This is a genomic window from Cylindrospermopsis curvispora GIHE-G1, from assembly GCF_014489415.1.
GTDB lineage: Bacteria > Cyanobacteriota > Cyanobacteriia > Cyanobacteriales > Nostocaceae > Raphidiopsis > Raphidiopsis curvispora_A.
This window is the reverse complement of sequence record NZ_CP060822.1, coordinates 212,882-238,835: the sequence shown is the minus strand read 5'-3', so window position 1 is coordinate 238,835 and position 25,954 is coordinate 212,882. Positions and strand designations below refer to the sequence as shown.

The following is a 25,954-nucleotide window of genomic DNA, read 5'->3' as shown; positions in this document are numbered from 1 at the left end:
TTAATGTTTCACTTAATTTACTATGGAAATTGTCAACTAAGTAGGTGGGTGGAATTAAATATAAGATGAACGTAGGTTGGGTTGAAGTATGAAACCCAACGCCCGCATGGGTTACGCTACTGCTAATCCATCCTACAAATAATTGCGCCTCCCTACTTAATAGCTAATAACAGCTAAATAAATACTGATAAATACTGAGTAATGAATACGGATATTTTAATTATTGGTGGTGGTATTATTGGGTTGGCCTGTGCTGTAGAGTTGAAATTAAGAGGTGAAAATGTTACGGTTTTATGTCGTAACTTTACTGAAGCAGCTGGTCATGCAGCAGCAGGTATGTTGGCTCCTGATGCTGAAAACATAGCCCATGAAGCCATGTTGACACTCAGCAAGCGATCGCTTTATTTATATCCAGAATGGGTTGGTAAGTTGGAGGAGTTGACAGGGTTGAATACGGGTTATTGGCCTTGTGGTATTGTTGCTCCCGTGAGTCAAAAACCAAGCAATCACAGCCAGTCCCCAGGTTACTGGTTGGATAAAGCAACAATTGAACAATATCAACAGGGTTTAGGATCGGATATAGTTGGTGGTTGGTGGTATGCTGAAAACGGACAGGTGAATAATCAAGCCCTGATTCAGGTTTTGCGCTCAGCAGCAGAGTCTTTAGGGATTGAATTCCAGGATGGGGTTAATGTTGAGGCAATCCTACAGCAACAGTCCCAGATTATGGGGGTTCAAACCAACAAAGGTTTATTCCACGCTGGTCACTATATTCTAGCTGCTGGTGCTTGGTCAAATCAACTGTTACCTTTACCAGTGCGTCCCTGTAAAGGACAAATGTTGCGGTTGCGCGTGCCAGGAATTGTGCAAGAAATACCTCTAACAAGAGTGTTATATGGTGAAAATGTTTATATTGTTCCTCGAAAAGACGGTTCTATTATTGTGGGTGCTACCGTGGAGGAGGTAGGGTTTACACCCAATAACACAGCAGCGGGGATTCAAAATTTACTCAACCACTGCACCCGTTTGTACCCGTCCCTGGCAGATTATTCCCTAGAAGAAATGTGGTGGGGTTTTCGTCCAGCTACACCCGATGAATTGCCCATTTTGGGTGAAAGTTACTGTCAAAACCTGACCATGGCCACCGGTCATTATCGCAATGGGGTTTTGTTAGCACCAGTGACAGCCAAACTACTAGCTGACCTGATTGTGTCACAAAAACCCGATCCCCTGCTCAGCCATTTCCATTACTCCCGCTTTGAACATTCACCCGTGCCAAACATACCATTCACTCATTCCGCTAATTTTACTGACAGCAAAGCTAATAATTCATACTTAAAATTTCCAGAATTCAACCAGATAGATTCAGAATTAAAGATTGGTCACAAGGTCTTCCATTCCAGATTAATGACCGGGACAGGAAAATATCGCAGTATGGGGGAAATGCAAGCAAGCATTAATGCTAGTGGTTGTCAAATAGTTACCGTAGCTGTGCGCAGGGTGCAAACTAATGCTCCTGGACATGAGGGTTTAGCAGAGTCCTTAGATTGGGGTAAAATTTGGATGTTGCCCAATACAGCTGGATGTCAAACCGCCCAGGAGGCCATCCGAGTAGCTCGCTTAGGTAGGGAAATGGCTAAATTGTTAGGACAAGAAGATAATAACTTTGTCAAATTGGAGGTGATACCCGATCCCAAATACTTGTTACCCGACCCCATTGGTACCTTAGAAGCAGCAGAGCAACTGGTAAAAGAAGGTTTTGCGGTGTTGCCCTATATTAATGCCGATCCAATATTAGCAAAGCGCTTAGAGGAGGTAGGATGTGCTACAGTTATGCCCTTAGCAGCTCCCATAGGTTCAGGACAGGGATTAAAAACCAGTGCCAATATTCAGATTATCATAGAAAACAGTAAAATACCAGTGGTGGTAGATGCGGGAATTGGCTCACCTTCAGAAGCAGCACAAGCCATGGAGTTAGGAGCTGATGCCTTATTAATTAATAGTGCGATCGCCCTGGCGCAGAATGCACCAGCGATGGCCTATGCTATGAAGTTAGCCACCGCAGCGGGAAGAATGGCATACCTATCAGGTAGAATGCCAATCAAAGAATATGCCAGTGCCAGTTCACCCACCACAGGAACCATCACATCCTTGTAGGTGATGTGGCGAATTCTAAAAATTGTTAGAATGTAATTAGAATGTAAATGGATATTTTCCACACAAAGCCAGCAGGCGAGGCCATACATGCTTATAAATACCTTACTTATTTCCTCTCAAATCCCTAACTTAAATTACTCATCCACCACAGAGCGTTTTGACCAAACCTGGGAGGCTCCATTAGCAACCCTATTGGGGTTGGGGCGTGCTGCTGGTGCGGACTTTGTGGAGTTTTTTTTAGAGCGTCGTAATTACATTAGCTGTTTAGCAGAAGAAGATATTATCACCAGCATTTCACCCAGTTTCAGCACAGGTGCGGGGGTGAGGGTGTTCCGTGGCAAAGCCGATTGTTATGTTAGCACCAACAATCTTACCTTTGCGGGTTTAAAATCAGCTTTAGAAAAGGCACTTTCCATACTAGGCTTACAACTACCCGCAGCAAATGCCTTCATCCCAGAAATCTATTTGGAATTGTTCCGAGACTACGCCAGCAAAAGGGGGAAAGATAGTTGGTTACCCCTGTGTACCACAATTAGGGAAATGGGGGAAATACTGTTAGAGGGTACAGCCCAATTGCATAAAAAGGCCACCCACATTCAGTCCCGTCGTGCCAGCTATTTTCGTGATTGGCAAGAAGTATTAGTTGCAGCCAGTGATGGTACATTTGCTCGGGATATTCGCCTGACCCAATCCGCAGGTTTTAGCCTCCTGTGTGCTGACGGATCTCACCGTACATCCATCAGTGAAAGAGCGGGTAATACCAGCGATCCTAACTTCCTCAAAAGCTGGGATTATGAACAGTCAGCTGACCAAATTGCGGAATCAGCTGGTAAAATGCTTTATGCGGATTATGTAGAATCAGGGAATTACCCCATTGTCATGGCCAATCACTTTGGCGGGGTCATCTTCCATGAAGCTTGTGGACACCTATTAGAAACCACCCAAATAGAAAGAAAAACCACCCCATTTGCGGATAAAAAGGGCGAGAAAATTGCCCATGAAAGTCTAACAGCTTGGGATGAAGGGAGATCGGATAATGCTTTTGGCACAATTGACATGGATGATGAGGGAATGCCAGCCCAAAGAACATTACTCATAGAAAAAGGAGTTCTCAAAAACTTCTTAGCCGATCGAACCGGGTCTGTGAGAACTGGACACCCAAGAACGGGCAGTGGTCGCCGTCAAAATTATACCTTTGCTGCTGCCAGTCGCATGAGAAATACTTATATTGCTCCTGGAGAATACACCAACGAAGACCTGTTTGCTTCCATCGACAAGGGGATTTACTGCAAAAAAATGGGTGGAGGTAGTGTGGGTGCAACTGGGCAATTTAATTTCAGCGTTGATGAGGCCTATCTCATAGAAAATGGGAAAGTCACCAAACCTTTAAAGGGCGCTACCCTAATTGGAGAAGCTAAGGAAATCATGAACAAAATCTCCCTTTGTTCCCAGGATTTAGAATTGGCACCTGGTTTTTGTGGTTCTGTGAGTGGTAGCATTTACACCACAGTAGGACAGCCACATATTAAGGTAGATTCCATTACCGTAGGGGGAAGATAGTTGGGGATTGGAAGCACATATCAATAACTATCAGTAACCAATAACAAAGTTTAAATACTAGAATTGTCATGTCTAATATCCAACAAGTCGCTAAAAACGCCCAGGAAACCGCTAGAAAACTGGGCATTCAAAAATTCGATATTTATGGTTCAACTGTAGATGACACTAGCGTACAAGTTGACCAAGGAGAACCCAAACAGGTAAAAGCTTCCAATCGTTCTGGGGTCACAGTCAGGGTTTGGAACGAGGAGAATACAATGGGGGTTACCAGCACCACGGATGTAGATCTCAAAGGTTTAGAATTAGCCTTGCAAACTGCTTATGAAGCCAGTTTCTTCGGGGTGAAGGAAAATGTTCCTGACTTTAGTCCAGAAGCAACATTGCCCATTGAAAGTACATCCAAAGAGAAATTTGCTCAAGCACCTGTTTCGGAACTGATTGACAAACTGCTATTGGCGGAAAAAGAACTTTTAGACTCCCACCCTGCAATTAATGGTGTACCTTATAATGGCTTATCTCAACGAGACATAGAGCGGTTTTATCTCAATAGTGATGGTGCATTAAGAAGAGAGTCTCACTCCTTAGCCTCAATTTATTTATACAGTAAAACAGAGCAGGAAGGGAAAAAGCCCCGTAGTGCTGGTGCTTATCGGGTGAAAGAAAATGTAGACGGTTTAGATATTGCAGGTTGCATCAAAGAAGCAGCAGATAAAACTATCAGTCATTTGGATTACCAAAAAGTTAAAACTGGTAGATATCAGGTAGTTTTTTCTCCTGAAGCTTTTTTGAGTTTATTGGGTGCGTTCTCTAATTTATTTAATGCCCAAAATATTCTAGATAATCAAAGTTTATCCCAGGTAGATGACCTAGGGAAGCAAATTGCCTCTCCTTTACTTTCAGTTTATGATGACGCCTTGCATCCAGCTAATGTAGGAGCAGAAACCTTTGATGGAGAGGGTACACCTACCCGTCAAGTGAAGCTAATAGAAAAGGGAATTTTAACCAGTTTTTTACACAGTGCGGGAACTGCCAAAAGACTCAATGCTCAACCTACAGGTAATGCGAGTATTGGTGCCAAAGTAACTGTGAGTCCTAATTTTTATCATGTGTTTGCTGCTAATACAACTGAAAAAGAATTCAGTTTACAAACAGCAGAAAATGTGATACTAATTGATGATTTACAGGCCCTTCATGCGGGTGTTAAAGCTTTACAAGGTTCTTTTTCCTTACCCTTTGATGGTTGGTTAGTGAACAAGCGCGAAAAAATCAGCATTGATTCAGCAACTGTGGCAGGGGATTTTCTAGAACTATTGCAGTCTATTGTTTACATAGAGAAGGAAGCAGAGTTAACACCGGGGGGGGTTTGTCCCAGAATTTGGGTAGGTGAACTTTCCATTACTGGAGACTAGGTTGGACTAGAATATAACCAAGATCTAAACTTGAGGTCTTGAGGGGTCGATTTTGCATCACCCCTCAAATTATAAGCCAAGTTATTCAGCTTCCTAAGAAATTGAATGAGGATATATTATGAACAGTTGTATTTTAATGGTAGAGATTTATGACCAACCTCAATTGAGACACACAACAGAGGGATTGGAAGTCACAGAGATGATAGTTCATGTGCCAGGATTACGCGCTGATGACCCTACCCATCCCCTAAAAGTAGTAGGTTGGGGAAATTTAGCTAAGGATATTCACCAGAATTATCATGCGGGTGACCGGGTCATTTTAGAGGGTCGTCTGGGAATGAACACTTTTGAGCGTCCTGAAGGATTTAAAGAGAAACGTGCGGAGTTAACAGTGCAAAAGATTCACCCTGTCACCAAAAATATAGAACCTAGCCAATCGGGTGAACCACGCTTCCAAGAGACCGCTAACTATCAAGCAAGTAGACCCACTCCAACTCCCACGGTAGCAGACACAGCACCTTTAGTAACTAACCTTAGTTCCAGTTCTCAACCGGTAAGTCCTCAACCAGTGATTCAGCCAGCACCTAATCCGGACGAGATACCATTTTAGCTTGTACAGCTTTAGCCAGAACGCCTATGAAGCATTCTGGCTGCGACCAGATGGTTAGGGTTATAGGAGATGATTGTGGACTAATGGGGCTTATATTTCAGCCACAGCCCGTTCAATCAAGCGACGAGCTAGAGTTTGAGTTCCCGTGTGTTCATAATAGTTGGTGGATACATCTAAAAAGGCTGCTACATAGTCTAATTTATCATCAGCAAAATCAAGAAAACCACTGATGTTATTCAGGACTTTTTGAGCAGTTAAGGCATTAGCAGAAACTATTCCATTCATCCAACCCTGAACAGAGTCCAGACTTTGACCAATAAAGTCTATTTTTCCCCCGGTACCATTTCCGGGGATTGCATCCTTAATGCTTCTAAAAGTAGAATTTTGGTCCAATTCCTGGGGATTCATACTACTGAGGAAGGCCAATGATTTTTGCACAAAATCAGGACCGAGGGGGAGAATACCATCCACACAAATTAATGCTACCATCCTAATTAGTGATTCACCAGCATATTCTCCCAAAGCGGCTACAAAATCACCAATACTATCACCAGGAATGCCATTAATTTGACAAAAAGCCACTAATTCCGCCACAACTTTTAAGGTGAGGTCAATAGTTTGAGCTTTATCGGGTTTGGGGGTGATAGAGTTTAAGAAACCAAATAGGGGTATGGTTTCACCAACCTTATTTGCCAAAGCTGCTGCACCCAAAGCTTTATCAGTGCCATCTACGGTTTGATAGAGCCATAAGGCAGTTTGATAACCTTGAGATTTATCGTTAAAAAGGTAAATCGCCCGTTCACCAATGGCTTGAATTAAATCTTCGTCAGTTTCACCAGTAACAGTTTTAATTGTATTGACAAACCCTACTGTATTTTGCCATTCACCAGGAGCAACAAAGTCCAAAGCGTTCAATAAAGAAACAGTTAAACCACTGGTAGGTAACTCATCAACTAGTTCAAAAATTGGCTTGCTCACAATAATCTCCTGATTTATCTGTTGATTGGTATGGTGCTATTTTAGGTTGTTGTGGGAGGGGACAATTTGAATTCAGTTGAAAGGTTATTTCAACTTGGATAAACCATCAAGATCGAACTTTTCAATCCAATCTTCCCTCTCACTGGCGTTAAATAATGGGTCTTTAGAAATCACTTTTACTTGGTACTTACCTACCAAAACAGAGGTTTGGGTTTTACCCAGTTCCACTGCAGGATAACCATCTATTGTTTTGGTGCTGTTGGCATATTTTGAAGCAGTTCCAGGAGTGCTAGTGGTGTCAGAAATGGCTAACTGTGCTACCACTTTACCATCTTTTTTCAAATTAGCCTCCGAGAAACCCTTTTTCTCTTGGGTATAAACTCGACTGTAGCCATCCTCACTTTTAGGAAAGAAAGCATTTAATTTACTACCCTGGGTGGCATTTTTAGAAACTGCTTGACCACTTTTTTGCTTTGTGCTTTCTTGTTGTACTGCATCAAAACGACTAGGTGCTTTGGCTGCGCAAGCTGTTGTCAAAAGTAAAATGCACAGTAGCAAGCTGGCTAATACCCTGCGTCCACGGGATAAATTCATGTTGATTCTCCTGGAATTATTGTAATTTATTGTGGTTTTTGTTGAAGCAATTACCAATTTAATGCAGGTTAAGCTTCTCCGGTCTGAAGACACGGAGATTTCTGAAGAGTCCATAAACGAACTTTCTGAGGCTGGCTTAAACAGCCTCTACTGATTCCGCTAAGATTAATTCCTAGCATCACCGCTACTTTTTTCAAAATATTAGCAGCACCATTACAGTCCGCATTAATTTTGAACCCATCAGAAGTTTCATATACTCCACGACTAACTCGTTTCCCGCTTGCTTCCCACCCTTCGGGTTTTTCACCGAATTTAGGTATATTGTCGCAATCAAAAAACGATGATTGAGAAGTGTATGATTCTTCTGTTTCAATAAAATCTATTCCGTATTGTTTACATAATTGAGCAATACGGTCTTTTAATCTTGCTGTGGGAATTTGGACAAACTTCTGATTGTTTTTAGACCCCAAATCAATACTATCTTTTTGTCCTTTATTCCATCCAAAAACAATAGCACCAATCTTATTTTCAATACAGTGGTTAACGACTATTCTTGCAGCTTTGTTAACTGCATCACGCATTTGTCGGTTTCTTTTTTCGGTAATAGCAGCTAATCTGTTAGACCAAAAACCCTGCTGTTTATCACTTTTAAGTTTAGCTACTGATTTGTTGTACCACTGATTTAAACTTTTTAAATGAAGTCCATCAACAATAAATGATGTTCCCAGATTAGAAACACAAGTTAACCAGTTATTTAACCCGTGGTCAATCCCTAAAACATTATTTCTATCAACATCAGATTTTATTTCATCTACCTGATAGACAAATTCTGCATAAAATTGTCTATTTCTAGGTAAAATACGTACTTCTCTGATTGATTTGAAGTCAAGGTTAGATGGCATTGGTAGACAAAAAGAATCTATCCCAAACCATGCCTTAACTTTTGTTCCCAAAGGAAACCTAATCATCCCATCAATTAACTTTAATGACCTGCCCGTAAAAGTAGCTACAGTCATAACACTTTTACAGTAATTAGGTAATTTGGGTTTTTGGGAAACTTCGCCCTTTTTTGCAGCTTTTACTAGCTCAATGTATGATTTAAAGGATTCAGCTACACTGGTTAGTATTTGTTGAGAAGTATCAGAATACAATGCCTGATAATGAACGTTTTTCTGATAAGTTCCTAGTTGTTTATGCAAATATGCTCTACTAGGAATATAACCAGTTTTAAAGTACATCTGCCTAGAATAGTAAACGCCACAATTTGTCAGCTTTTTAGCTTCTGTGCAGACGTACTCCAATATGGCTGTTATTGATTTATCGGACTTGATAAGAACTTGTTGGCATCCGTACATTGTTCGACCTTCAATGTTTGTTGATTTCAAAAGTATAGTTGAGATATGATTTACTTGTCAATAGCAGCCACGAAACAATATGAAGACAACACTGGAATACAGAATAGGAAATCACTCAAAAGGTAATGCAGTAGTGCATCTTGTATAGATACCTAAACGCCTTCGACAGATAATTTACGAACTAGCCAAAGAAAAAGACTGGGATATCCTCGCTCTTGAGGTTGCACCATGTTCATTTATTTGTAGAACATCAACCAGATGTTGCTATAAATCAAGTGGTTAAAGCTTTTAAAGGACGGTTATCTTGCTTGTTAAGACGAAAATTTCCTGAATTACTTAAACTTCCTAGCCTATGGACTAATAGTTATTTTTATTCCACTGCTGGACAGGTTTCAGCAGATGTTATTAAAAGGTATATTATCCGCATCACGGTTAAATATCAAGGCGAATAAATTCGCCGTTGGCACTTCCTGTCTAAAGCCAAGTGGCTTCCGTGCCTTTCGGCGATTTTCTTGTGATCATTTGTAAGGAAAAATTTATTATTTCCTTATTATTTTTCTATTCTTTTCTAAAATATGCTACTTAATTTTAAGTATTTTTACTTGAAGGCTCGATGAGCTATCACCGCGTAAAATGGGTCTCCTCCAGGTAAACCCAACCATTGTTGTATTAAATGGGGAGCTTGTGCTCTAGTAGCAATCACCTTAGGGGTGGTAAAACCGGGTACGGAAGCAAAATAACGTTTGACTAACTCTACTCTGGATGATTCTGTGCCATCACGCCAGATTTGAATTGCCTTCTGATAGAACATCCGATTGGAAAAACTAATAATGGCCACACCACCAGGTTTGAGAATACGATGAATTTCTGAAAATATAGCTTCTGGATATTGGATATACTGCACAGAAACGCAATTGATCACAGCATGAAAATCCTGGTTGGCTAGTGGTAGCTGGGGTTGGGCGTTGATATTTTGAACAAAGTAGTGATTTAAACGAGGATTGCGTGCTAATTCCTCAGGGTTTAGTCCGTGCCCTTCCACATGGTCAAAGTCTACTTCTGGTGGTAAATGGGATACCCAGCTACTCATCATGTCAAAAATGCGGGTTTTGGGTTGCAGATATTGACGATATATATCGGTTAGCTGCTGAATAAACCCATCATCAACATGAGTTACCAATCGTGGGTAGTCGTAAAATAGGTTATCATCGGTGTCGTCTATTTTTAGACGTTGTTCTGGTCGCAGCAGCATAAGAAAGATTTGTCCGTAAAATTCTTTTGACCTTTACTGATTGTAGCAGATTTAGCTTCCTAAGTGGCGATGGACTTAAAGCTATTTTAGGTCAGTCCTTCGGGGTGGAGGTGCTCAATCTCACCCTTTATGACCAGGAGGGGGAAGTATTTGGACGCCCAGAGCAGGTGGAATTGGATATAATTATCAAAAATGGACTGACTATTGTCTGTGAACTTAAGTCTTCCATTGACAAAGCTGGTATGTACGTTTTTGGTCGCAAGGCGGAATTCTACGGTAAAAGTCAAAATAGAGTGGTTGACCGTAAAATTGTGATTTCCCCCATGGTGGATGACCGAGCTATACCAGTAGCGAAATTCCTAGGCATTGAGATATATAGTTACGCTGATATGGTGGTATCATAGCTTATAATCACACCCTACCCTGTTTAGGAATTAGTAGAGTTTACACAGATCCTAAAATTAGAGGTTATAATACGGGTGAACACCTAAAAACTGGTTAGCAGAATTCCTACCATTTGAGGGGAGCATTTCAACATCTATACCAAAACCTATGATAGAGGCTGAAATTAAAGCATTAATCCAAAAAGAATTGCCCCGGGCGATTGCCGAAGAACCGGGGGTGCGGGATTTTGTATTGCGCACGGTGTCAGAATATTACACCCCCCGGACTGAGTTCGACGAAAAATTTGACCGAGTTTTGAATGAGTTACAGCGAGATAGGGAAGAGCAAGCTCGTAAGTGGGATGAGCAAAATCGCAAATTCGATGCTTTTCAAGCTGAGCAAGCTCAAAAGTGGGATGAGCAAAATCGTAAGTTCGATGCTTTTCAAGCTGAGCAAGCTCAAAAGTGGGATGAGCAAAATCGTAAATGGGATGAGCAAAATCGCAAATGGGAGGAAAATACTCAACGTCTTGACAGAATCGAAGCTCAGAATAGTGCTACTCTAGAGGAAATCCAGAAGGCTAACCGTCGTTATGAAAGCGCCATTGGTGCTATTGGTTCCCGCTGGGGTCTCTATTCTGAAGCTAGTTTCCGTAATGGACTCAAGGCTATTCTTGGGCAGTCCTTCGGGGTGGAGGTGCTCAATCTTACCCTTTATGACCAGGAGGGGGAAGTATTTGGACGCCCAGAGCAGGTGGAATTGGATATAATTATCAAAAATGGACTGACTATTGTCTGTGAACTTAAATCTTCCATTGACAAAGCTGGTATGTACGTTTTTGGTCGCAAGGCGGAATTCTACGCTAAAAGTCAAAATAGAGTGGTTGACCGTAAAATTGTGATTTCCCCCATGGTGGATGAACGGGCTATACCAGTAGCGAAGTCCCTAGGCATTGAGATATATAGTTACGCTGATATGGTGGTATCATAGCTTATAATCACACCATACTCTGTTGAGGAATTAAGTAGGTGAGTGGAATTAAATATAAAATGAACCTAGGTTGGGTTGAAGTATGAACCCAACACCCCCATGGGTTACCCCTACCACTAACCCATCCTGCAAATAATTGTACATCTTTACTTAGTAGAGTTTACAAAGATCCTAAAATTAGAGGTTATAATATGGGTAAGTAGCTAAAAACTAGTTACCAGAATCCCTACCATTTGAGGGGAGCATTTCAACATCTATAACCGAAAACCTATGATAGAGGCTGAAATTAAAGCATTAATCCAAAAAGAATTGCCCAGGGCGATTGCCGAAGAACCGGGGGTACGGGATTTCGTCTTGCGCACGGTGTCAGAATATTACACCCCCCGGACTGAGTTCGACGAAAAATTTGACCGAGTTTTGAATGAGTTACAGCGAGACAGGGAGGAGCAAGCTCGTAAGTGGGATGAGCAAAATCGTAAGTGGGATGAGCAAAATCGTAAATGGGATGAGCAAAATCGCAAATGGGAGGAAAATACTCAACGTCTTGACAGAATCGAAGCTCAGAATAGTGCTACTCTAGAGGAAATCCAGAAGGCTAACCGTCGTTATGAAAGCGCCATTGGTGCTATTGGTTCCCGCTGGGGTCTCTATTCTGAAGCTAGTTTCCGTAATGGACTCAAGGCTATTCTTGGGCAGTCCTTCGGGGTGGAGGTGCTCAATCTTACCCTTTATGACCAGGAGGGGGAAGTATTTGGACGCCCAGAGCAGGTGGAATTGGATATAATTATCAAAAATGGACTGACTATTGTCTGTGAACTTAAATCTTCCATTGACAAAGCTGGTATGTACGTTTTTGGTCGCAAGGCGGAATTCTACGCTAAAAGTCAAAATAGAGTGGTTGACCGTAAAATTGTGATTTCCCCCATGGTGGATGAACGGGCTATACCAGTAGCGAAGTCCCTAGGCATTGAAATATATAGTTACGCTGATATGGTGGTATCATAGCTTATAATCACACCATACTCTGTTAAGGAATTAAGTGTGTGAGTGTAATTAAATATAAAATGAAGCTAGGTTGGGTTGAAGTATGAACCCAACACCCCCATGGGTTACCCTACCGCTAACCCATCCTGCAATTGTGCATCTTTACTTAGTAGAGTTTACAAAGATCCTAAAATTAGAGGTTATAATATGGGTAAGTAGCTAAAAACTAGTTACCAGAATCCCTACCATTTGAGGGGAGCATTTCAACATCTATACCCAAAACCTATGATAGAGGCTGAAATTAAAGCATTAATCCAAAAAGAATTGCCCAGGGCGATTGCCGAAGAACCGGGGGTACGGGATTTCGTCTTGCGCACGGTGTCAGAATATTACACCCCCCGGACTGAGTTCGACGAAAAATTTGACCGAGTTTTGAATGAGTTACAGCGAGACAGGGAGGAGCAAGCTCGTAAGTGGGATGAGCAAAATCGCAAATTCGATGCTTTTCAAGCTGAGCAAGCTCAGAAGTGGGATGAGCAAAATCGTAAATGGGATGAGCAAAATCGCAAATGGGAGGAAAATACTCAACGTCTTGACAGAATCGAAGCTCAGAATAGTGCTACTCTAGAGGAAATCCAGAAGGCTAACCGTCGTTATGAAAGCGCCATTGGTGCTATTGGTTCCCGCTGGGGTCTCTATTCTGAAGCTAGTTTCCGTAATGGACTCAAGGCTATTCTTGGGCAGTCCTTCGGGGTGGAGGTGCTCAATCTTACCCTTTATGACCAGGAGGGGGAAGTATTTGGACGCCCAGAGCAGGTGGAATTGGATATAATTATCAAAAATGGACTGACTATTGTCTGTGAACTTAAATCTTCCATTGACAAAGCTGGTATGTACGTTTTTGGTCGCAAGGCGGAATTCTACGCTAAAAATCAAAATAGAGTGGTTGACCGTAAAATTGTGATTTCCCCCATGGTGGATGAACGGGCTATACCGGTAGCGAAATCCCTAGGTATTGAGACATATAGTTACGCTGACATGGTGGTATCATAGCTTATAATCACACTCTACTCTGTTAAGGAATTAAGTGTGTGAGTGTAATTAAATATAAAATGAAGCTAGGTTGGGTTGAAGTATGAACCCAACACCCCCATGGGTTAACCTACCGCTAACCCATCCTGCAATTGTGCATCTTTACTTAGTAGAGTTTACAAAGATCCTAAAATTAGAGGTTATAATATGGGTAAGTAGCTAAAAACTAGTTACCAGAATCCCTACCATTTGAGGGGAGCATTTCAACATCTATACCAAAACCTATGATAGAGGCTGAAATTAAAGCATTAATCCAAAAAGAATTGCCCCGGGCGATTGCGAAGCACTCCCTACGGGAGCTCGCCGAAGAACCGGGGGTACGGGATTTCGTCTTGCGCACGGTGTCAGAATATTACACCCCCCGGACTGAGTTCGACGAAAAATTTGACCGAGTTTTGAATGAGTTACAGCGAGATAGGGAGGAGCAAGCTCGTAAGTGGGATGAGCAAAATCGCAAATGGGAGGAAAATACTCAACGTCTTGACAGAATCGAAGCCCAGAACAGTGCTACCCTGGAGGAGATCCAGAAGGCTAACCGTCGTTATGAAAGCGCCATTGGTGCTATTGGTTCCCGCTGGGGTCTCTATTCTGAAGCTAGTTTCCGTAATGGACTTAAAGCTATTTTAGGTCAGTCCTTCGGGGTGGAGGTGCTCAATCTCACCCTTTATGACCAGGAGGGGGAAGTATTTGGACGCCCAGAGCAGGTGGAATTGGATATAATTATCAAAAATGGACTGACTATTGTCTGTGAACTTAAGTCTTCCATTGACAAAGCTGGTATGTACGTTTTTGGTCGCAAGGTGGAATTCTACGCTAAAAGTCAAAATAGAGTGGTTGACCGTAAAATTGTGATTTCCCCTATGGTGGATGAACGGGCTATACCGGTAGCGAAATCTCTAGGCATTGAGATATATAGTTATGCTGATATGGTGTTACCATAGTTCATATTTATGTTTAAAAAAATCAAGTTTCAAAACTTTAAATCGTGGCGGGATACAGGAGACATTACCTTAGGCCCTATCACAGGATTTTTTGGCAGTAATAGCTCCGGAAAATCAAGCATTATCCAGTTCTTTTTGCTGCTTAAACAAACTATGGAGTCGAGCGATCGCCAGAGGGTTTTAAATACAGGAGATGAAAGAAGTTATGTAGAATTAGGCACATTATATGATATTACTCACAATCACATTATTCCCAGTACAATCTATTATGAAATAGAATGGGATTTACTAGAGGAATTAACAATTTTTAATCCAGAAAGCTCCCAGCACGACATACTATTTTCACAGCATTGTGAGTGGACTGAGATTCATCCTTTAGATACAGCGAATTTCAGGTAAATGAACCACGGTTTTTGTTTCGCGCAAAGGGAGAAGGTAATCAAAATCTGGTTTAAATAGATGAAAACTGCTGTAAGATAGATAACAGCTTTAAAGAATTTCCTAATGATCCTGAATTAGAAAAATTTGACCCATCAGATCGAAAATTTGTCGCTGTCGCCCTCGCTACGCCAAATCGCCCTCCCATCGTTAATGCTCTTGATTCAGACTGGACTAAGTTTTATCAAATCCTAACTGGTCATGGAATCAGCATAGAATTCCTATGTTGTGAAATTCTCAGCCCAAAGTAGAAAGTTAAACCCTAATTTAAAGATAATTAATTAGATGTGCATCTATTTTTATAAGCGGTAATTACTGGTTGCATTCAACCTCTTAATAAAAATGCTGTTAAGGAAATTTGCATACTGGTAGGTTTAATTCCTTCATCCAAAATTAGGTTTAACCTATCCGTATCTTCCACCAACTGAATAATAAATTTCTCATCATCCAAATTTGATTTATCCCCATCTGTATATTCCTTCAAAAGTTTTTGTACAGATTTTCCCTCTTTCCAACTATTCAGTTTTTTCAGCGTACTTTTCACCATAACACGGTCTAAATTACCTGGGAACCTATCTAGCTTATTTAAACGACGTTGTATTTTGGTAATCCGTTCCGAAGTAATATTAATATTTTCTAGGGTTTCTGGTTCCTCTAGTTCTGCACTGCGTTGTTCCTTGAGTTTCACCAGTTCGTCATAAATTGATTCAGCTAATGATATTAAATATTTTGAAGAAAACACATTGTTAGCTGCTGGGGTTTTGATAGCAGTGGCGATCGCCAAACCATAACCATCTTTTTCTCTTGTGATATTGTTCCAAAATAGGGTTTCTTGTTTATTTTTTATAGGTTCACCATTGGGTCCGAAATATCGCACTGTTAGTGCTACTAATCCGGTTGGTTGGTTTGGTTCATTGATTCGACCTAGAGCAATGGGATTTGGTTGGTAATCATCGCCCATTTTTTTTAAAAGTTCACTCAGCTCTTCACTGTGTAATATTTCATTTTGGGTATAAACATCTCGATTGGTTTCTTGTTTTTTATAAGCATCCTCCTGTAAATTACCTTGTTCCATTTTTCTAGCTTTAATTAGACTTTGGATGAAATCCACATATCCTGGTAAAATTTCATCATCAAATAATGTATCACCATAAATAGAAGATCCTAATTTATTAACACTGGAAATAGTAGGAATAGGAGGATGGTCTTCAATATTTGTGATCTTCCCATCTAGTTGAGCTAATTCACCTACTAGTTTTTTATGTAAATTTGTTAATCGAGATGCTTGTCTCAGTAGCTGACTTTCGCTGTTGGCATAATAAATATAAATATGTTCCGTCTTATGTTGTTTCGGTCTATCAATCCTGCCAATTCTTTGCTCTAAAATCATGGGATTCCAAGGCAAATCAATATTAATCAAATAATCCGCATCTTGCAAATTTTGACCCACCGATAAGGTTTCTGAACCAATTAATACTCTAATTTCTTCTTCTGGTTTGGGAAGCTCTTCAGGACTTTTACAGGTAGCATGTGGAGCAAACAATCTAAAGATACTTTGGCGATTGGAAACAACTCGACCTTGTTTAGGTTGTACTACATAAGCAGGACTTACTCTTTGTGGTTTATCTGAATTGTCCGGATAATATAATTTTGTGGAACCAATTAACATCCCAATACCCTTAGCTGCGATCGCACTGTCGCGGGTCATATAATGATAATAATCAATCACAGTATCGCTAAAGGTAGAAATTAGTAGTACCTTATGACCAAGTTTCACTAACTCACGAACTTTTTGGGTAACTTGTTGTTTTTTGTGATCAACCAAAAACTCATTCTTTAATAAGGCGTGAATTTCATCCAATTGTTGTAGGTCTTTTTCACAATCATCTAGCATGCGATTATAAATTTTTTGGGCATTGTCAGGATCATTCTGTAGATTACCTGTGAGAGTATCTATAGAACGTCTTAATTGTTGACGGTTTTGTTCTTGATTTGCTTCATTTTCCTCTTCTTCCTCCTCTTCTTCATAATCCTCATCTTCATAATGATCTAAATAATGATCTAAGAACTTTTCTGAGTTATCTTTTCTATCGGAGTTGAAATTATAGTGGACTAGTAAAAACTCCTTTAGTCCCTCCGCATCAGAAGAAACTGATTCTAAACGTTTCTGCATTTGTTCAATTCGGTAACCAAAACTCCCAATAGTTCTACCCAAGGCATACATACTAGATTCAGCTCTTTGTAAGAAAAAGCGGCGCTGATTGGATAACAAACTACGTTGTTCCACATTACTGGTTAAATAACGAATAGGGTCAGCAAAAGGAATATATAAACTAGTTTCAAACTGGGTGAAAATTTGATTTAGCGCTAATTCAGTACCATCTTCAAATTTTACTGGTAACCATTCCGCCACCCGTTTGGCATACAAGTTTAAATCCGGAGTAGCTTCTCGTAGCATTTGTCTAGTCCGTTGAAGAAACAGTTCCCGATAGGTGCGGCGAAATAGTTCCGTATTGTCCGTAAAATTTTCTACACCACTTTCGCGATTTTGAAACCAGTGGGTTACTTCTGGGGGGAATTTTAAATCATTAAAACCTTCTGGACGACTAATAAAGGGTGAAAGGATATTATAAATATCTTCTCGGCGATTATTCCAGGGAGTGGCGGTCAAAAGCAGAAAATGACGTTGCTTGCCAGTTTTTCTATCTTGTTCTTGTATCTCTAAACAAGTTTTGTGAATACGGTTTCTATAATTGCGAATACCTTCGTGGGCCTCATCAATAATTACTAAGTCTGGTCCCCCAAAACGACCAAAGTTTTCTATAAAACCACCTTTACGACTCATGAGGTTTTTGTTATAGGGTTCGTAATCACGGGATTGAAATAATCCTAATTCTCCCAGTTCCCGTTCCCAGTTGGGATGAAGTTTTTTAGCAGCTATAATAGCAATTTTAGCTTGTGCATTTTGTTGACGATATAGTCTGGCTACAGTAGCAGCTAAACGGGTTTTCCCTAAGCCTACTGCATCTGCACACACAGCTACACCAAAATTTTTCATCACTCTTAAACAATGTTGAGCGCCTGACTTTTGGTGTTCAAAGAGGGTGCTATTATTTAACAGTTCGTCTAATAAATCACTGCGTTCTACTTGAAACTGTTGGGGTTTTTGCCGTGCTAACCAATAAAGAAAGTCACTAGGTGTACCATGATTACCCGCTAAAATCATTTCTACTGCTCGTTTAAATCCCTCAATTTCTGCAAACTCAGGAATTTCTGGGGAATTAGTGACCACCGGAGGTTTTTTCGGTGCTATTTCATAACTTTGTTCAGTAGTTCTTACCTTAAACTCTTTTAAAACTGTTGGTGGATGGTTTGTGTTTATAGTAATTTGACCGAAAATACGCTCTGGTTCTTTACTATTAATGGTAACTTGTACCAGGTCATTATCAACAATTTGGATTTCTTCTACGCGATCTAGGTTTTGACCGGTAATTTCAACGTTGGTAGTTTTTCCCGAGGGAACGGTGTCAGGAGTGATAGAATCAATAACTGGTGTTTTTAATTGACTGCGACGTTCCTTTTCTGCTAATACTTCTTGGAGGAATTCTAAACTGATATCAAATGCTATATCTTCCCGTTCCCATTCCCTATCAAATTGACGAATGTTCTCTAATATGGTTTCTGTATCCAGTTCATCCCAGGAATATAAAAAAGTGATACTTTCAGCATTTCGAGAATAAGCAGCGCGGGTGAAGTTGTCCGAACCATCATGTTGAATATGATATCCCAGGGAGTCGCTGAGAATACCTGTTTTTTTATGATAAATGGCCCTTTCTGATTCCATTTTGACTAGTTTAATCACCATAAATCCTAGTCTGACTAACTCAGCTAATATTTCTGTGTGATCTAATTCTCTATCTTTTAAATTTCGTAGAAACTCTTGTAAGGTGCGTTGAATAAACTGAGTGCGATAATTAGAGTCATGAAGTTTTTCCAGTTCTTGAACATCGGACTTTTTAGTAAATCCTTGCCAGTCCATTAACAAGCGAATTCTTCCTTCTGCTTGAATAATAGCAGCCAATGGTTCCTCATATAATTTCAGAATACCACTATCAAAATAAGCTGTGGAACGACGATAAATTTGACTGCGTTCTAATACTTTACTAAAGAATTGATGGTACTTATCCAAATCATTGGGCAGATTGAAGCGCCGCTGACGACCAGAGATTTCTCGGAAACTACCAGTTAATAAGGCTTTTTCTTTAGTGACATTTTCCACATCCAAGAATTTTTCAATAATATCGAGCTTGGATGTTCTCAGTAAGCTGGTGCTGGGTAAGTCATTTTGCTTGATGGGGGTATATGTAAAGACCTTAGCAGCTTTTTGGTCTATTCTTAATAGTTTATAAGTTGTTTGTTTTTTACTAGCACCTAAGAATTTAACAACTTTATGCAGCAGGTTATCTGCATCACGATGTTTGAAAACCAACCAATACTGATTCTCAAGCCCTTTTATGGGTGTACCTTGGATGATGTAGTAAGGACGCTGTTTTCGGATCAGTTCTTGGATAAAGGTGTCCAGCATTTGAGGTTAAAAATATCTAAAAATCACAGGTGCGGTTTGGGGAAATAATTAGTTTGATTGTAGCAGATGAAAAATAACTAATGCAATATTTACTGAATGGGCCAGTTTAGTATGGTTTCGTCAATTGATTGCATGAGTTTAATAGTTTCCTGTAGTGCTACAATTATGCGCTGATAATGTTGAATATCATTATCATTTAGGGTGCGTCCCTTACGGTCTTTAAGCCATTTTTGGCAAACTTGATAACCTCCAACATAAAAGTTCCAGACTGGTTCTGGTACTCCCACAAATTTGTCACCTTTTTTGTTGATGACTACTGTGCTTTGGGTATATTTAGGGTGAGCGGGATCTACTATTCCATGACCTCCATTTTCAGTGAATTGGGTGATGAGGTTATTTAATCTAGGGGATTTCATCAGGTGTAGTGCTACTAGTTCTTCTCCATATTTTGCTAGTTGAGAGAAGAGGTTTTTGTCACTAGTGATGGGAACTCGGGGAAAATCTATTTTTAAAAATTCAGCGTAGCGGGTGCGGTAGGTGGGGGAGTGGAAGATGGAGTATATGTAGTAGAATATGGTTTCTGGTGTGGGGAGATAACCCAGGTTTATTTCTATTTTTTTTAGGAAGTCTTCTGAAAAGTTGGCTCGTTTTTCTTGTTGGAGTTCTTTGGGGTTGTTTTTATCTGGGTAGAGGTAAAGCGGTAATAAAGTATCAATACTCTGATTATCAGACCTAATAACACCATTACTTATAATTTGAGAAGTTGTCAAAAAGTAATTAGAAATACTCATAGGTGGTGATTTTCTAACAGTTATTAGAGCTAAGTTATCACCTAATAACATATTTCTCATAACTTCGGGACGAGGCATACAAATAAAACCTCTACTCTTCCCAGTGTAATAAGTGAACTTCTGGTCAAATGGTCTGTATAAAATCGGTGATATATTATCTTTATCAAGATTACTGTTTCTAATATCTTCTTGGGCTAGATTAACTTTCCAATCCCTAGTATCTTCACCTAAACTATACTTCTCTCTTGCTTCTTCAATACCTAAATTTACAAAATCAGTAACAATATTCCAAACCTCTTCAGGACTGTCTTGAATAGTTAATTTATCCCTAGCTGTCACAATACCTACAGAATTCACAGGCATAACATCAGTTATTTTAAAATAATGCTCATATTCTGTAAATAAATCCGTATCTTGAGGAATTAATAAATAGAACTCAGACTTTGGTTTAACCTCAGAAAACCTAGTAGTATTAACTGTATTTTCAGTCAAAGTATTATATTTGTAATCTCTCAATCCATATAAATGAGCATGATTATTAATACATTCATTCTCTACTTTAAGAGCTAAAGTAATACTTACACCTTGCTGAATATCAAAGACATTTTCATCTTTCCCTCCATCCATATCAGTTTCCTTCTTCTTACTATTGCCATGTAAATCATAAATATAAATGCCATTAAAACTATCAATCAAATGCTGACGCATTCCCCGAAAGGTGGGATTATCTAAAAATCCATGATTACTAATAAAAGCTAAAACTCCCTGACCTGATTTATCAATTCGCCACTGAGCAAAACGGATAAACTTAACATAATCATCTTGTAACCATTTAGGATTTTTCTCACCCAATGGTTTGCCATCTACAAAATAATAATCATTAACTAACTCCTTAATCCAAGGGTTATTATTTTCTGAATGTCCTGAATAGGGAGGATTACCAATTACCACCATAATCGGTTCCTCCTTCTTAACCCTAGCCCCTGCTTTCGCTTCCTCAGCTATTAATTCCTCCATTTGGGGAATATTTAAACTTAACTGCTGGGTTTCTTCCCTTAACGTAATATCCTCCAAAGTATTAATTAAATAAACTCCCAATCGCTTAGCACCATCAAACCTATACCCAGTTTCTTGCAAAAACAAACCTATTTTCAGATGGGCGATCGCATAGGGAGACATTAACAGCTCAAAACCAAATATTCTAGGTAGCAACCGCTCCTCAACATACCCAGACCAAGACCTATCAGCTAAGCCTTCCGTAAGTGTTGCTGGGGACTCTTGAAAGCGTTGATAGATAAGTTGAAAAATATATAATAAAAATGTACCAGTACCACAAGCAGGGTCAAGAATAGTCACTGTGGGATCTGCTAAACCCAAGGGTTTATTAAACTTTTCCTGCACCAAAATATCCACAGAACGCACCATGTAAGAAACCACAGGTTCAGGTGTGTAATAAACCCCCCGTCGTTCCCGCATTTGGGGTTTATATGCTGCTAAGAAATCTTCATAGAACCGAATTACAATATCCTCCCGGTTCATTTTCATCTCAAAATCCGATAAAATCGCATCCATCTTAGTAGTACGAAGGATGACAAAAATATCCGCGATCGCCCCTATCAAATCATCACCCAATTTCTCAGCACTGCGTTCAGAAACATCCTGAAACAACTTACGTAGAAATGGATTAGTTTCGGGTAATTGTTGCCAAGCTGATTCTCTATCAAATAAGGTTTCTTGTGTCCTTCCTGCTCTTTTATCTCTCACATAACCGAATACCCGAGCTGTAAACAAAGCATAGGCAATAGTTTGGGCATAAATATCAGCGAAACTGTAATCTTTTTCATTATCTGCACTAAGTTTAAGAGAAGGTAATAATTCCCGCTGAAAACTTTTAAGTAATGTATGTAAATATCCATCTTCCCGTTCTTGCTTGTAAGCGATAGGTATTACCTGCTCAATCTGACGTGCTGCTTGTGCTAATTTTAGAGCCAATTCCTTAGCAGTCTTGATTGGTTCATAAAACACCCATTCCACCAAAGGAACAGACATCAGTGCTTTAGTAGCAATAAATATTTCATCTTGTGTAATTCTTTTTAGTCGTGACAGTAACTGCTCATCATCACAACTAAAAGTTTGAATTTGTTGCTGACGCAATTTACCTTCCCCAGGAAGGATTAAAGAAACCCTACCAGATGACCCATGGGGTAAAAGTACATACATGACCGGTTGTTCTTCAGCTACTCGACTGATATAATGTCCGTAAATATCTCTTTGTTGTGCTTCCTCAGTGAAAAATCTTTTAGCCTCTAATTCACTTAAAGACACCAGTTCTTCATAAAAACCCACTGCAATAGGACATGTGTCAGTAGCTTGTTCCCCATCCACCCCTGGGCGCAAATACCAGAATCGTGAACCTCCCGGATCCTTTTCTCCCACAGGGTATCCTAACAGTTGTTGTAAAGCTGCAACGCGACTGCTGTCATTTTTATCTTTGATTACAACTTGAAACTGTGCCCTTGTGAAAGTCATGGGTTATATTGAGGCATATAAATATCTAATAGTACACGAAACTTGTGTGAAAGTCAACTTTACTTTAAAATCCCATGATTACCCACAAAAACAGGCGATCGCTTTTCCTGGGTGCAGTTGAGAAAACCCAAAACTCGAAGATCAATGCGATTGCATGGTTCAGATTCGGGTTCGTTAGTATCTCCGCTAGCGCTTAGAAAAACTTCCTTCTTGTAAGTAACTTTCAAGTTCCTTCGTTCGTTCTTTAGTCAATCGTTCTAAACAACCGTGATATACCATTGGTACAATAGATCCTCCCTGAAATCTACCCCTAGAAAATGCGCAACTAGCATCTCGATATTTAATCCAGGCTTTTTGTGCATCTATAAGAAGTTTTGCTTCCGGATTTGCATTATACCTGACTCGAACTTGTTTATAAATCTGATTTAACTTTCCATCCGCAACCTTAGCATCAAGGGACGCACATAAATTCATATCATACTGAGTAATCCGGTTAACACAATTGGGTGATTGGGCAATAGCTGTTAACTTTGGTTCGAGTAGTAGAGCAGAACTCCCCAGCATACCGGTAACAATCATGATTATATAGATAAATGGTTTTTTCATATTATTTACTTATCATCTAAATCTTACACTGGTGTCATCAATCATCTAATTCTAGAAGGTAGATGTACCAAGTGGGCAATGATTGTGACCCAGTTACCACACCTTGGCTTGAAAATCCTTCTTCATATCAATAGCTACAGAATCTCCCGCTGGACGGATTAAAAAGAGACCTTGTTCTAACGCGTATTGATCTGCTTTCTCATCTACTTTGATACCCGCTACTGCTCCATAAAGCTTATAATTTTTATATTTAGGAAATACATCCTTGAACCGATCAAGTACTGTTATAAATCGTTTAATATCTCGTACTTTTAAGTGAGACTTAACTTCAATGGCTACAATTTCACCATCATTTTCTGCCCAAATATCAATTTCTATGGAACCTGCATAATCATGAGCTTTTACCTGAAGAGAGGTATAGTGTACATTAATACCCTGCTCCTTAAATAATCTCACCGCAGCAGGTCTGACTAAGTTTTCTACAAACTCACCCCATCTACTAGTGATAGATCCCATATTCTTATTAGTTTCAGCTACCATCTTCCTAGTTTCTTCCATAGATATACGGAATTGGTTCATCTCTTCTTCATGTTTTCGCTGACGTGCTTCATTTTCCCGTTGACGTTCTTCACGCTCCCGTTGCTGACGTTCTTCATATTCCCGTTGACGTGCCTCATATTCCCGTTGACGTTCTTCATATTCCCGTTGAAGTGCCTCATATTCCCGTTGACGTGCCTCATATTCCCGTTGACGTTCTTCATATTCTCGTTGACGTTCTTCACAAGAAAATCGCCGGCACGGAAGCCACTTGGCTTTAGACAGGAAGTGCCAACGGCGAATTTATTCGCCTTGATATTTAACCGTGATGCGGATCTTCAATATACCTTTTAATAACATCTGCTGAAACCTGTCCAGCAGTGGAATAAAAATAACTATTAGTCCATAGGCTAGGAAGTTTCTCTTCCGTACTAATTCTCTCTCCTATGGGTGGTAATCCCGCACGGCGATCAAAAATCACTAACCACCCTCTATCCAATCCTAACCCATCCAGACATCCCGCATACCAATCAACCCTACCGAATGGGGAATAAGAGTGTGATACTATAGGTAATCTCCCTAACTACGAATGACGGTAATGGTTCGTCCCCCTGGACTAATGACCTCTTCCGTACTAATTCTCTCTCCCATGGGTGGTAATCCCGCACGGCGATCAAAAATCACTAACCACCCTCTATCCAATCCTAACCCATCCAGGTATTTATCCAATTGTGTTAAACCCTTGGTTAAGGGATCCAACTTTTCCCTCCGCACCTTTAATTCTATGCCCATCACTACCTTGCCATAGCGTAAACAAATATCCATTCTTCCAGAACCAATGGCATATTCCCGTTCTAGCGTACCACCACCGTTTACTACTCGATGTAAAAATGCCATTAATACCAAATGGGGAGCAATCTCATGGTAGGGCGCACTTTTAAGCAGTGGTTCCCCATGTTGTCGCCAAAATTCCAAAAAAGAGTCTAATAGGATTTGAGGGTTGAGTGTGCCATCAGGGTTTAACCAGTTGGGTTCCACCGAGGTTAAAGAGGCGATCGCCACGGAGGCTAAAGCTTTAGGTAAAATCTCCCGATAAATGGGGTTAGCAATTTCTAGTGCACCCCCGCGATCGCGACGGCATAAACCCAGATCTAACACGTATCGTAAGTTGTCTTCTGGCGTATCAGCTAAGTCTTCACCAGCTAACATGGGTTGAATAATGGTTTTGACTCTATCTTCCCGTAATCTTTCTGCTAAGCTATCTAAATGGGTATCCTGGCGCTGAATGAGAATTTCCTTAGCCTGGTTAATCACTTGAGCAGTAATGGGTTGGGTGATATCTTTCACCAAAACCTGGGTAGCTTGACGAGCTAGGGCGTTGACTAACCACGGTTGTCCATCGGTTAAATAAAATGCACGGTAGATGGCTTCGGGGGTAAAAACCTGTCCCGTCGCTTGTGTATGTTGTAAGTAAAGTTCTTCTACTTCTGGTAAGGTAAAATTATTGAGAGTTAAAGACTCAGCCTTGATATTGAAAGGACTTGACGTATTAAGTCGTTCACTTCCACCAGATTTAACCTTATAGTCCCGCACATCCCGCATACCAATCAACCCTACCGAATGGGGAAAGCTATGGGGACGGCGATTGTAACCTGAGCGTAGTTGTCTAAGAACAGAAATCAGTGTTTCATCTGCTAAAGCATCAATTTCATCCAGGAAAACCACTAGGGGACGAGTAGCAACTTTAGCCCAACTGGCTAACGCGGCTCCAATTTGCCGTCCTGGTTGAGATGCTGGCCAACGGGGTGGGTGGAGATTAGTTGATAGGTAAACACAAGCGGATTCTTGCCATTCATCCAAAATTGCACGTTCAGCCATACCCGGATCCCTGGAGAAGGGTGCCCCTACTTCTAAAGAAAGCATCACGGCGATATATTCCCCACTATCAGTCAATTCTTGAGCTAGGGCTATCATAGCAGTGGTTTTGCCTACTTGTCGCGGTGCATGAATGATAAAGTAATTGCGTCCATCGATTAGTGCTTTCAAGTCCGGTAGGCGAACTGTTGGGGAGAGCATGTAGTGGATATCAGATTGGCAAGGACCAGCAGTGTTAAAGTGTTTGGGCATGGTGAGGTATGAGTATTAGACTATATTATGTTTAT

The 25,954-nt window shown here is 40.3% G+C and carries 20 protein-coding genes and 2 pseudogenes; 11 read left to right on the top strand and 11 right to left on the bottom strand.

Annotation, left to right across the window (positions count from 1 at the left end; translation table 11 throughout):
- The first annotated feature begins 201 nt into the window (after nucleotides 1-201).
- The 4 genes from thiO (at nucleotide 202) to IAR63_RS01160 (ending at nucleotide 5,736) form a co-directional block, all read left to right on the top strand.
- Nucleotides 202-2,157, top strand: a complete 1,956-nt coding sequence (thiO, locus tag IAR63_RS01175; protein WP_187706292.1) for a glycine oxidase ThiO — start codon at nucleotides 202-204, stop codon at nucleotides 2,155-2,157.
- 87 nt (nucleotides 2,158-2,244) lie between these two features.
- Nucleotides 2,245-3,717 carry a TldD/PmbA family protein gene (locus tag IAR63_RS01170; protein ID WP_096543662.1) on the top strand — a complete coding sequence of 491 codons (1,473 nt, stop codon included), beginning with the start codon at nucleotides 2,245-2,247 and terminating at the stop codon, nucleotides 3,715-3,717.
- A 68-nt stretch (nucleotides 3,718-3,785) separates the two neighbouring features.
- A complete protein-coding gene (locus IAR63_RS01165) occupies nucleotides 3,786-5,126 on the top strand; it encodes a TldD/PmbA family protein (protein ID WP_096543664.1) in 1,341 nt (446 codons plus the stop codon).
- Between the two features lie 118 nt (nucleotides 5,127-5,244).
- Nucleotides 5,245-5,736, top strand: a complete 492-nt coding sequence (locus IAR63_RS01160) for a single-stranded DNA-binding protein (protein WP_187706291.1) — start codon at nucleotides 5,245-5,247, stop codon at nucleotides 5,734-5,736.
- Nucleotides 5,737-5,826: 90 nt separating this feature from the next.
- On the opposite strand, the gene IAR63_RS01155 is transcribed toward IAR63_RS01160, so the two are convergent.
- The 3 genes from IAR63_RS01155 to IAR63_RS01145 all read right to left on the bottom strand — a co-directional run bounded on the left by IAR63_RS01155 (nucleotide 5,827) and on the right by IAR63_RS01145 (nucleotide 8,663).
- Nucleotides 5,827-6,714 carry a hypothetical protein gene (locus tag IAR63_RS01155; protein WP_096543668.1) on the bottom strand — a complete coding sequence of 296 codons (888 nt, stop codon included), beginning with the start codon at nucleotides 6,712-6,714 and terminating at the stop codon, nucleotides 5,827-5,829.
- An 84-nt stretch (nucleotides 6,715-6,798) separates the two neighbouring features.
- Nucleotides 6,799-7,308 (bottom strand): hypothetical protein, encoded by a 510-nt coding sequence (locus tag IAR63_RS01150; RefSeq protein ID WP_187706290.1) that lies wholly within the window; start codon nucleotides 7,306-7,308, stop codon nucleotides 6,799-6,801.
- 68 nt (nucleotides 7,309-7,376) lie between these two features.
- Nucleotides 7,377-8,663, bottom strand: a complete 1,287-nt coding sequence (locus IAR63_RS01145; protein WP_187707297.1) for an RNA-guided endonuclease InsQ/TnpB family protein — start codon at nucleotides 8,661-8,663, stop codon at nucleotides 7,377-7,379.
- Nucleotides 8,664-8,742: 79 nt separating this feature from the next.
- Here IAR63_RS01145 and tnpA point away from each other — a divergent pair.
- Nucleotides 8,743-9,115: pseudogene (gene tnpA / locus IAR63_RS01140) on the top strand (IS200/IS605 family transposase).
- 146 nt (nucleotides 9,116-9,261) lie between these two features.
- On the opposite strand, the gene IAR63_RS01135 reads toward tnpA, so the two are convergent.
- The gene (locus IAR63_RS01135; protein ID WP_096543672.1) at nucleotides 9,262-9,915 is read right to left on the bottom strand and encodes a class I SAM-dependent methyltransferase; all 654 of its coding nucleotides are present in this window, start codon (nucleotides 9,913-9,915) and stop codon (nucleotides 9,262-9,264) included.
- A 26-nt stretch (nucleotides 9,916-9,941) separates the two neighbouring features.
- Between IAR63_RS01135 and IAR63_RS01130 the strand changes: the two genes are divergently transcribed.
- From IAR63_RS01130 to IAR63_RS01105, 6 genes are all read left to right on the top strand, one after another.
- Entirely contained in the window at nucleotides 9,942-10,319 is a 378-nt protein-coding gene (locus tag IAR63_RS01130; RefSeq protein WP_235678317.1) for a DUF3782 domain-containing protein, read from the top strand.
- Between the two features lie 148 nt (nucleotides 10,320-10,467).
- Nucleotides 10,468-11,289, top strand: coding sequence for a PD-(D/E)XK nuclease family protein (locus IAR63_RS01125; protein WP_187706289.1), 822 nt, complete (start codon nucleotides 10,468-10,470; stop codon nucleotides 11,287-11,289).
- A gap of 270 nt (nucleotides 11,290-11,559) precedes the next feature.
- The gene (locus IAR63_RS18860; RefSeq protein WP_187706288.1) at nucleotides 11,560-12,294 is read left to right on the top strand and encodes a PD-(D/E)XK nuclease family protein; all 735 of its coding nucleotides are present in this window, start codon (nucleotides 11,560-11,562) and stop codon (nucleotides 12,292-12,294) included.
- A 264-nt stretch (nucleotides 12,295-12,558) separates the two neighbouring features.
- Nucleotides 12,559-13,326, top strand: coding sequence for a PD-(D/E)XK nuclease family protein (locus IAR63_RS01115; RefSeq protein ID WP_141303823.1), 768 nt, complete (start codon nucleotides 12,559-12,561; stop codon nucleotides 13,324-13,326).
- Nucleotides 13,327-13,589: 263 nt separating this feature from the next.
- A complete protein-coding gene (locus tag IAR63_RS01110; RefSeq protein ID WP_187706287.1) occupies nucleotides 13,590-14,306 on the top strand; it encodes a PD-(D/E)XK nuclease family protein in 717 nt (238 codons plus the stop codon).
- Between the two features lie 9 nt (nucleotides 14,307-14,315).
- The gene (locus IAR63_RS01105; protein ID WP_223007674.1) at nucleotides 14,316-14,705 is read left to right on the top strand and encodes an AAA family ATPase; all 390 of its coding nucleotides are present in this window, start codon (nucleotides 14,316-14,318) and stop codon (nucleotides 14,703-14,705) included.
- A gap of 364 nt (nucleotides 14,706-15,069) precedes the next feature.
- Here the strand turns inward: IAR63_RS01105 and IAR63_RS01100 are convergent, their stop codons facing one another.
- The 7 genes and pseudogenes from IAR63_RS01100 to IAR63_RS01070 form a co-directional block, all read right to left on the bottom strand.
- Nucleotides 15,070-19,329: a helicase-related protein gene (locus IAR63_RS01100; RefSeq protein WP_057178458.1), complete on the bottom strand. Its 4,260-nt coding sequence runs from the start codon at nucleotides 19,327-19,329 to the stop codon at nucleotides 15,070-15,072.
- 89 nt (nucleotides 19,330-19,418) lie between these two features.
- Entirely contained in the window at nucleotides 19,419-22,649 is a 3,231-nt protein-coding gene (locus tag IAR63_RS01095; protein WP_187706286.1) for a type ISP restriction/modification enzyme, read from the bottom strand.
- A gap of 186 nt (nucleotides 22,650-22,835) precedes the next feature.
- Nucleotides 22,836-23,255 carry a lysozyme inhibitor LprI family protein gene (locus IAR63_RS01090; protein ID WP_141303822.1) on the bottom strand — a complete coding sequence of 140 codons (420 nt, stop codon included), beginning with the start codon at nucleotides 23,253-23,255 and terminating at the stop codon, nucleotides 22,836-22,838.
- A gap of 93 nt (nucleotides 23,256-23,348) precedes the next feature.
- On the bottom strand, nucleotides 23,349-23,834 hold the full coding sequence (locus IAR63_RS01085; protein WP_235678316.1) for a YraN family protein: 486 nt from the start codon (nucleotides 23,832-23,834) through the stop codon (nucleotides 23,349-23,351).
- A complete protein-coding gene (locus IAR63_RS01080; RefSeq protein ID WP_187706285.1) occupies nucleotides 23,831-24,037 on the bottom strand; it encodes a hypothetical protein in 207 nt (68 codons plus the stop codon). The genes IAR63_RS01085 and IAR63_RS01080 overlap by 4 nt, the downstream gene beginning before the upstream one ends.
- A 74-nt stretch (nucleotides 24,038-24,111) precedes the next feature.
- Nucleotides 24,112-24,216, bottom strand: a pseudogene (locus IAR63_RS01075) (transposase); the annotation flags it as partial.
- A 155-nt stretch (nucleotides 24,217-24,371) separates the two neighbouring features.
- A complete protein-coding gene (locus IAR63_RS01070; RefSeq protein WP_187706284.1) occupies nucleotides 24,372-25,919 on the bottom strand; it encodes an ATP-binding protein in 1,548 nt (515 codons plus the stop codon).
- Nucleotides 25,920-25,954: the final 35 nt, after the last annotated feature.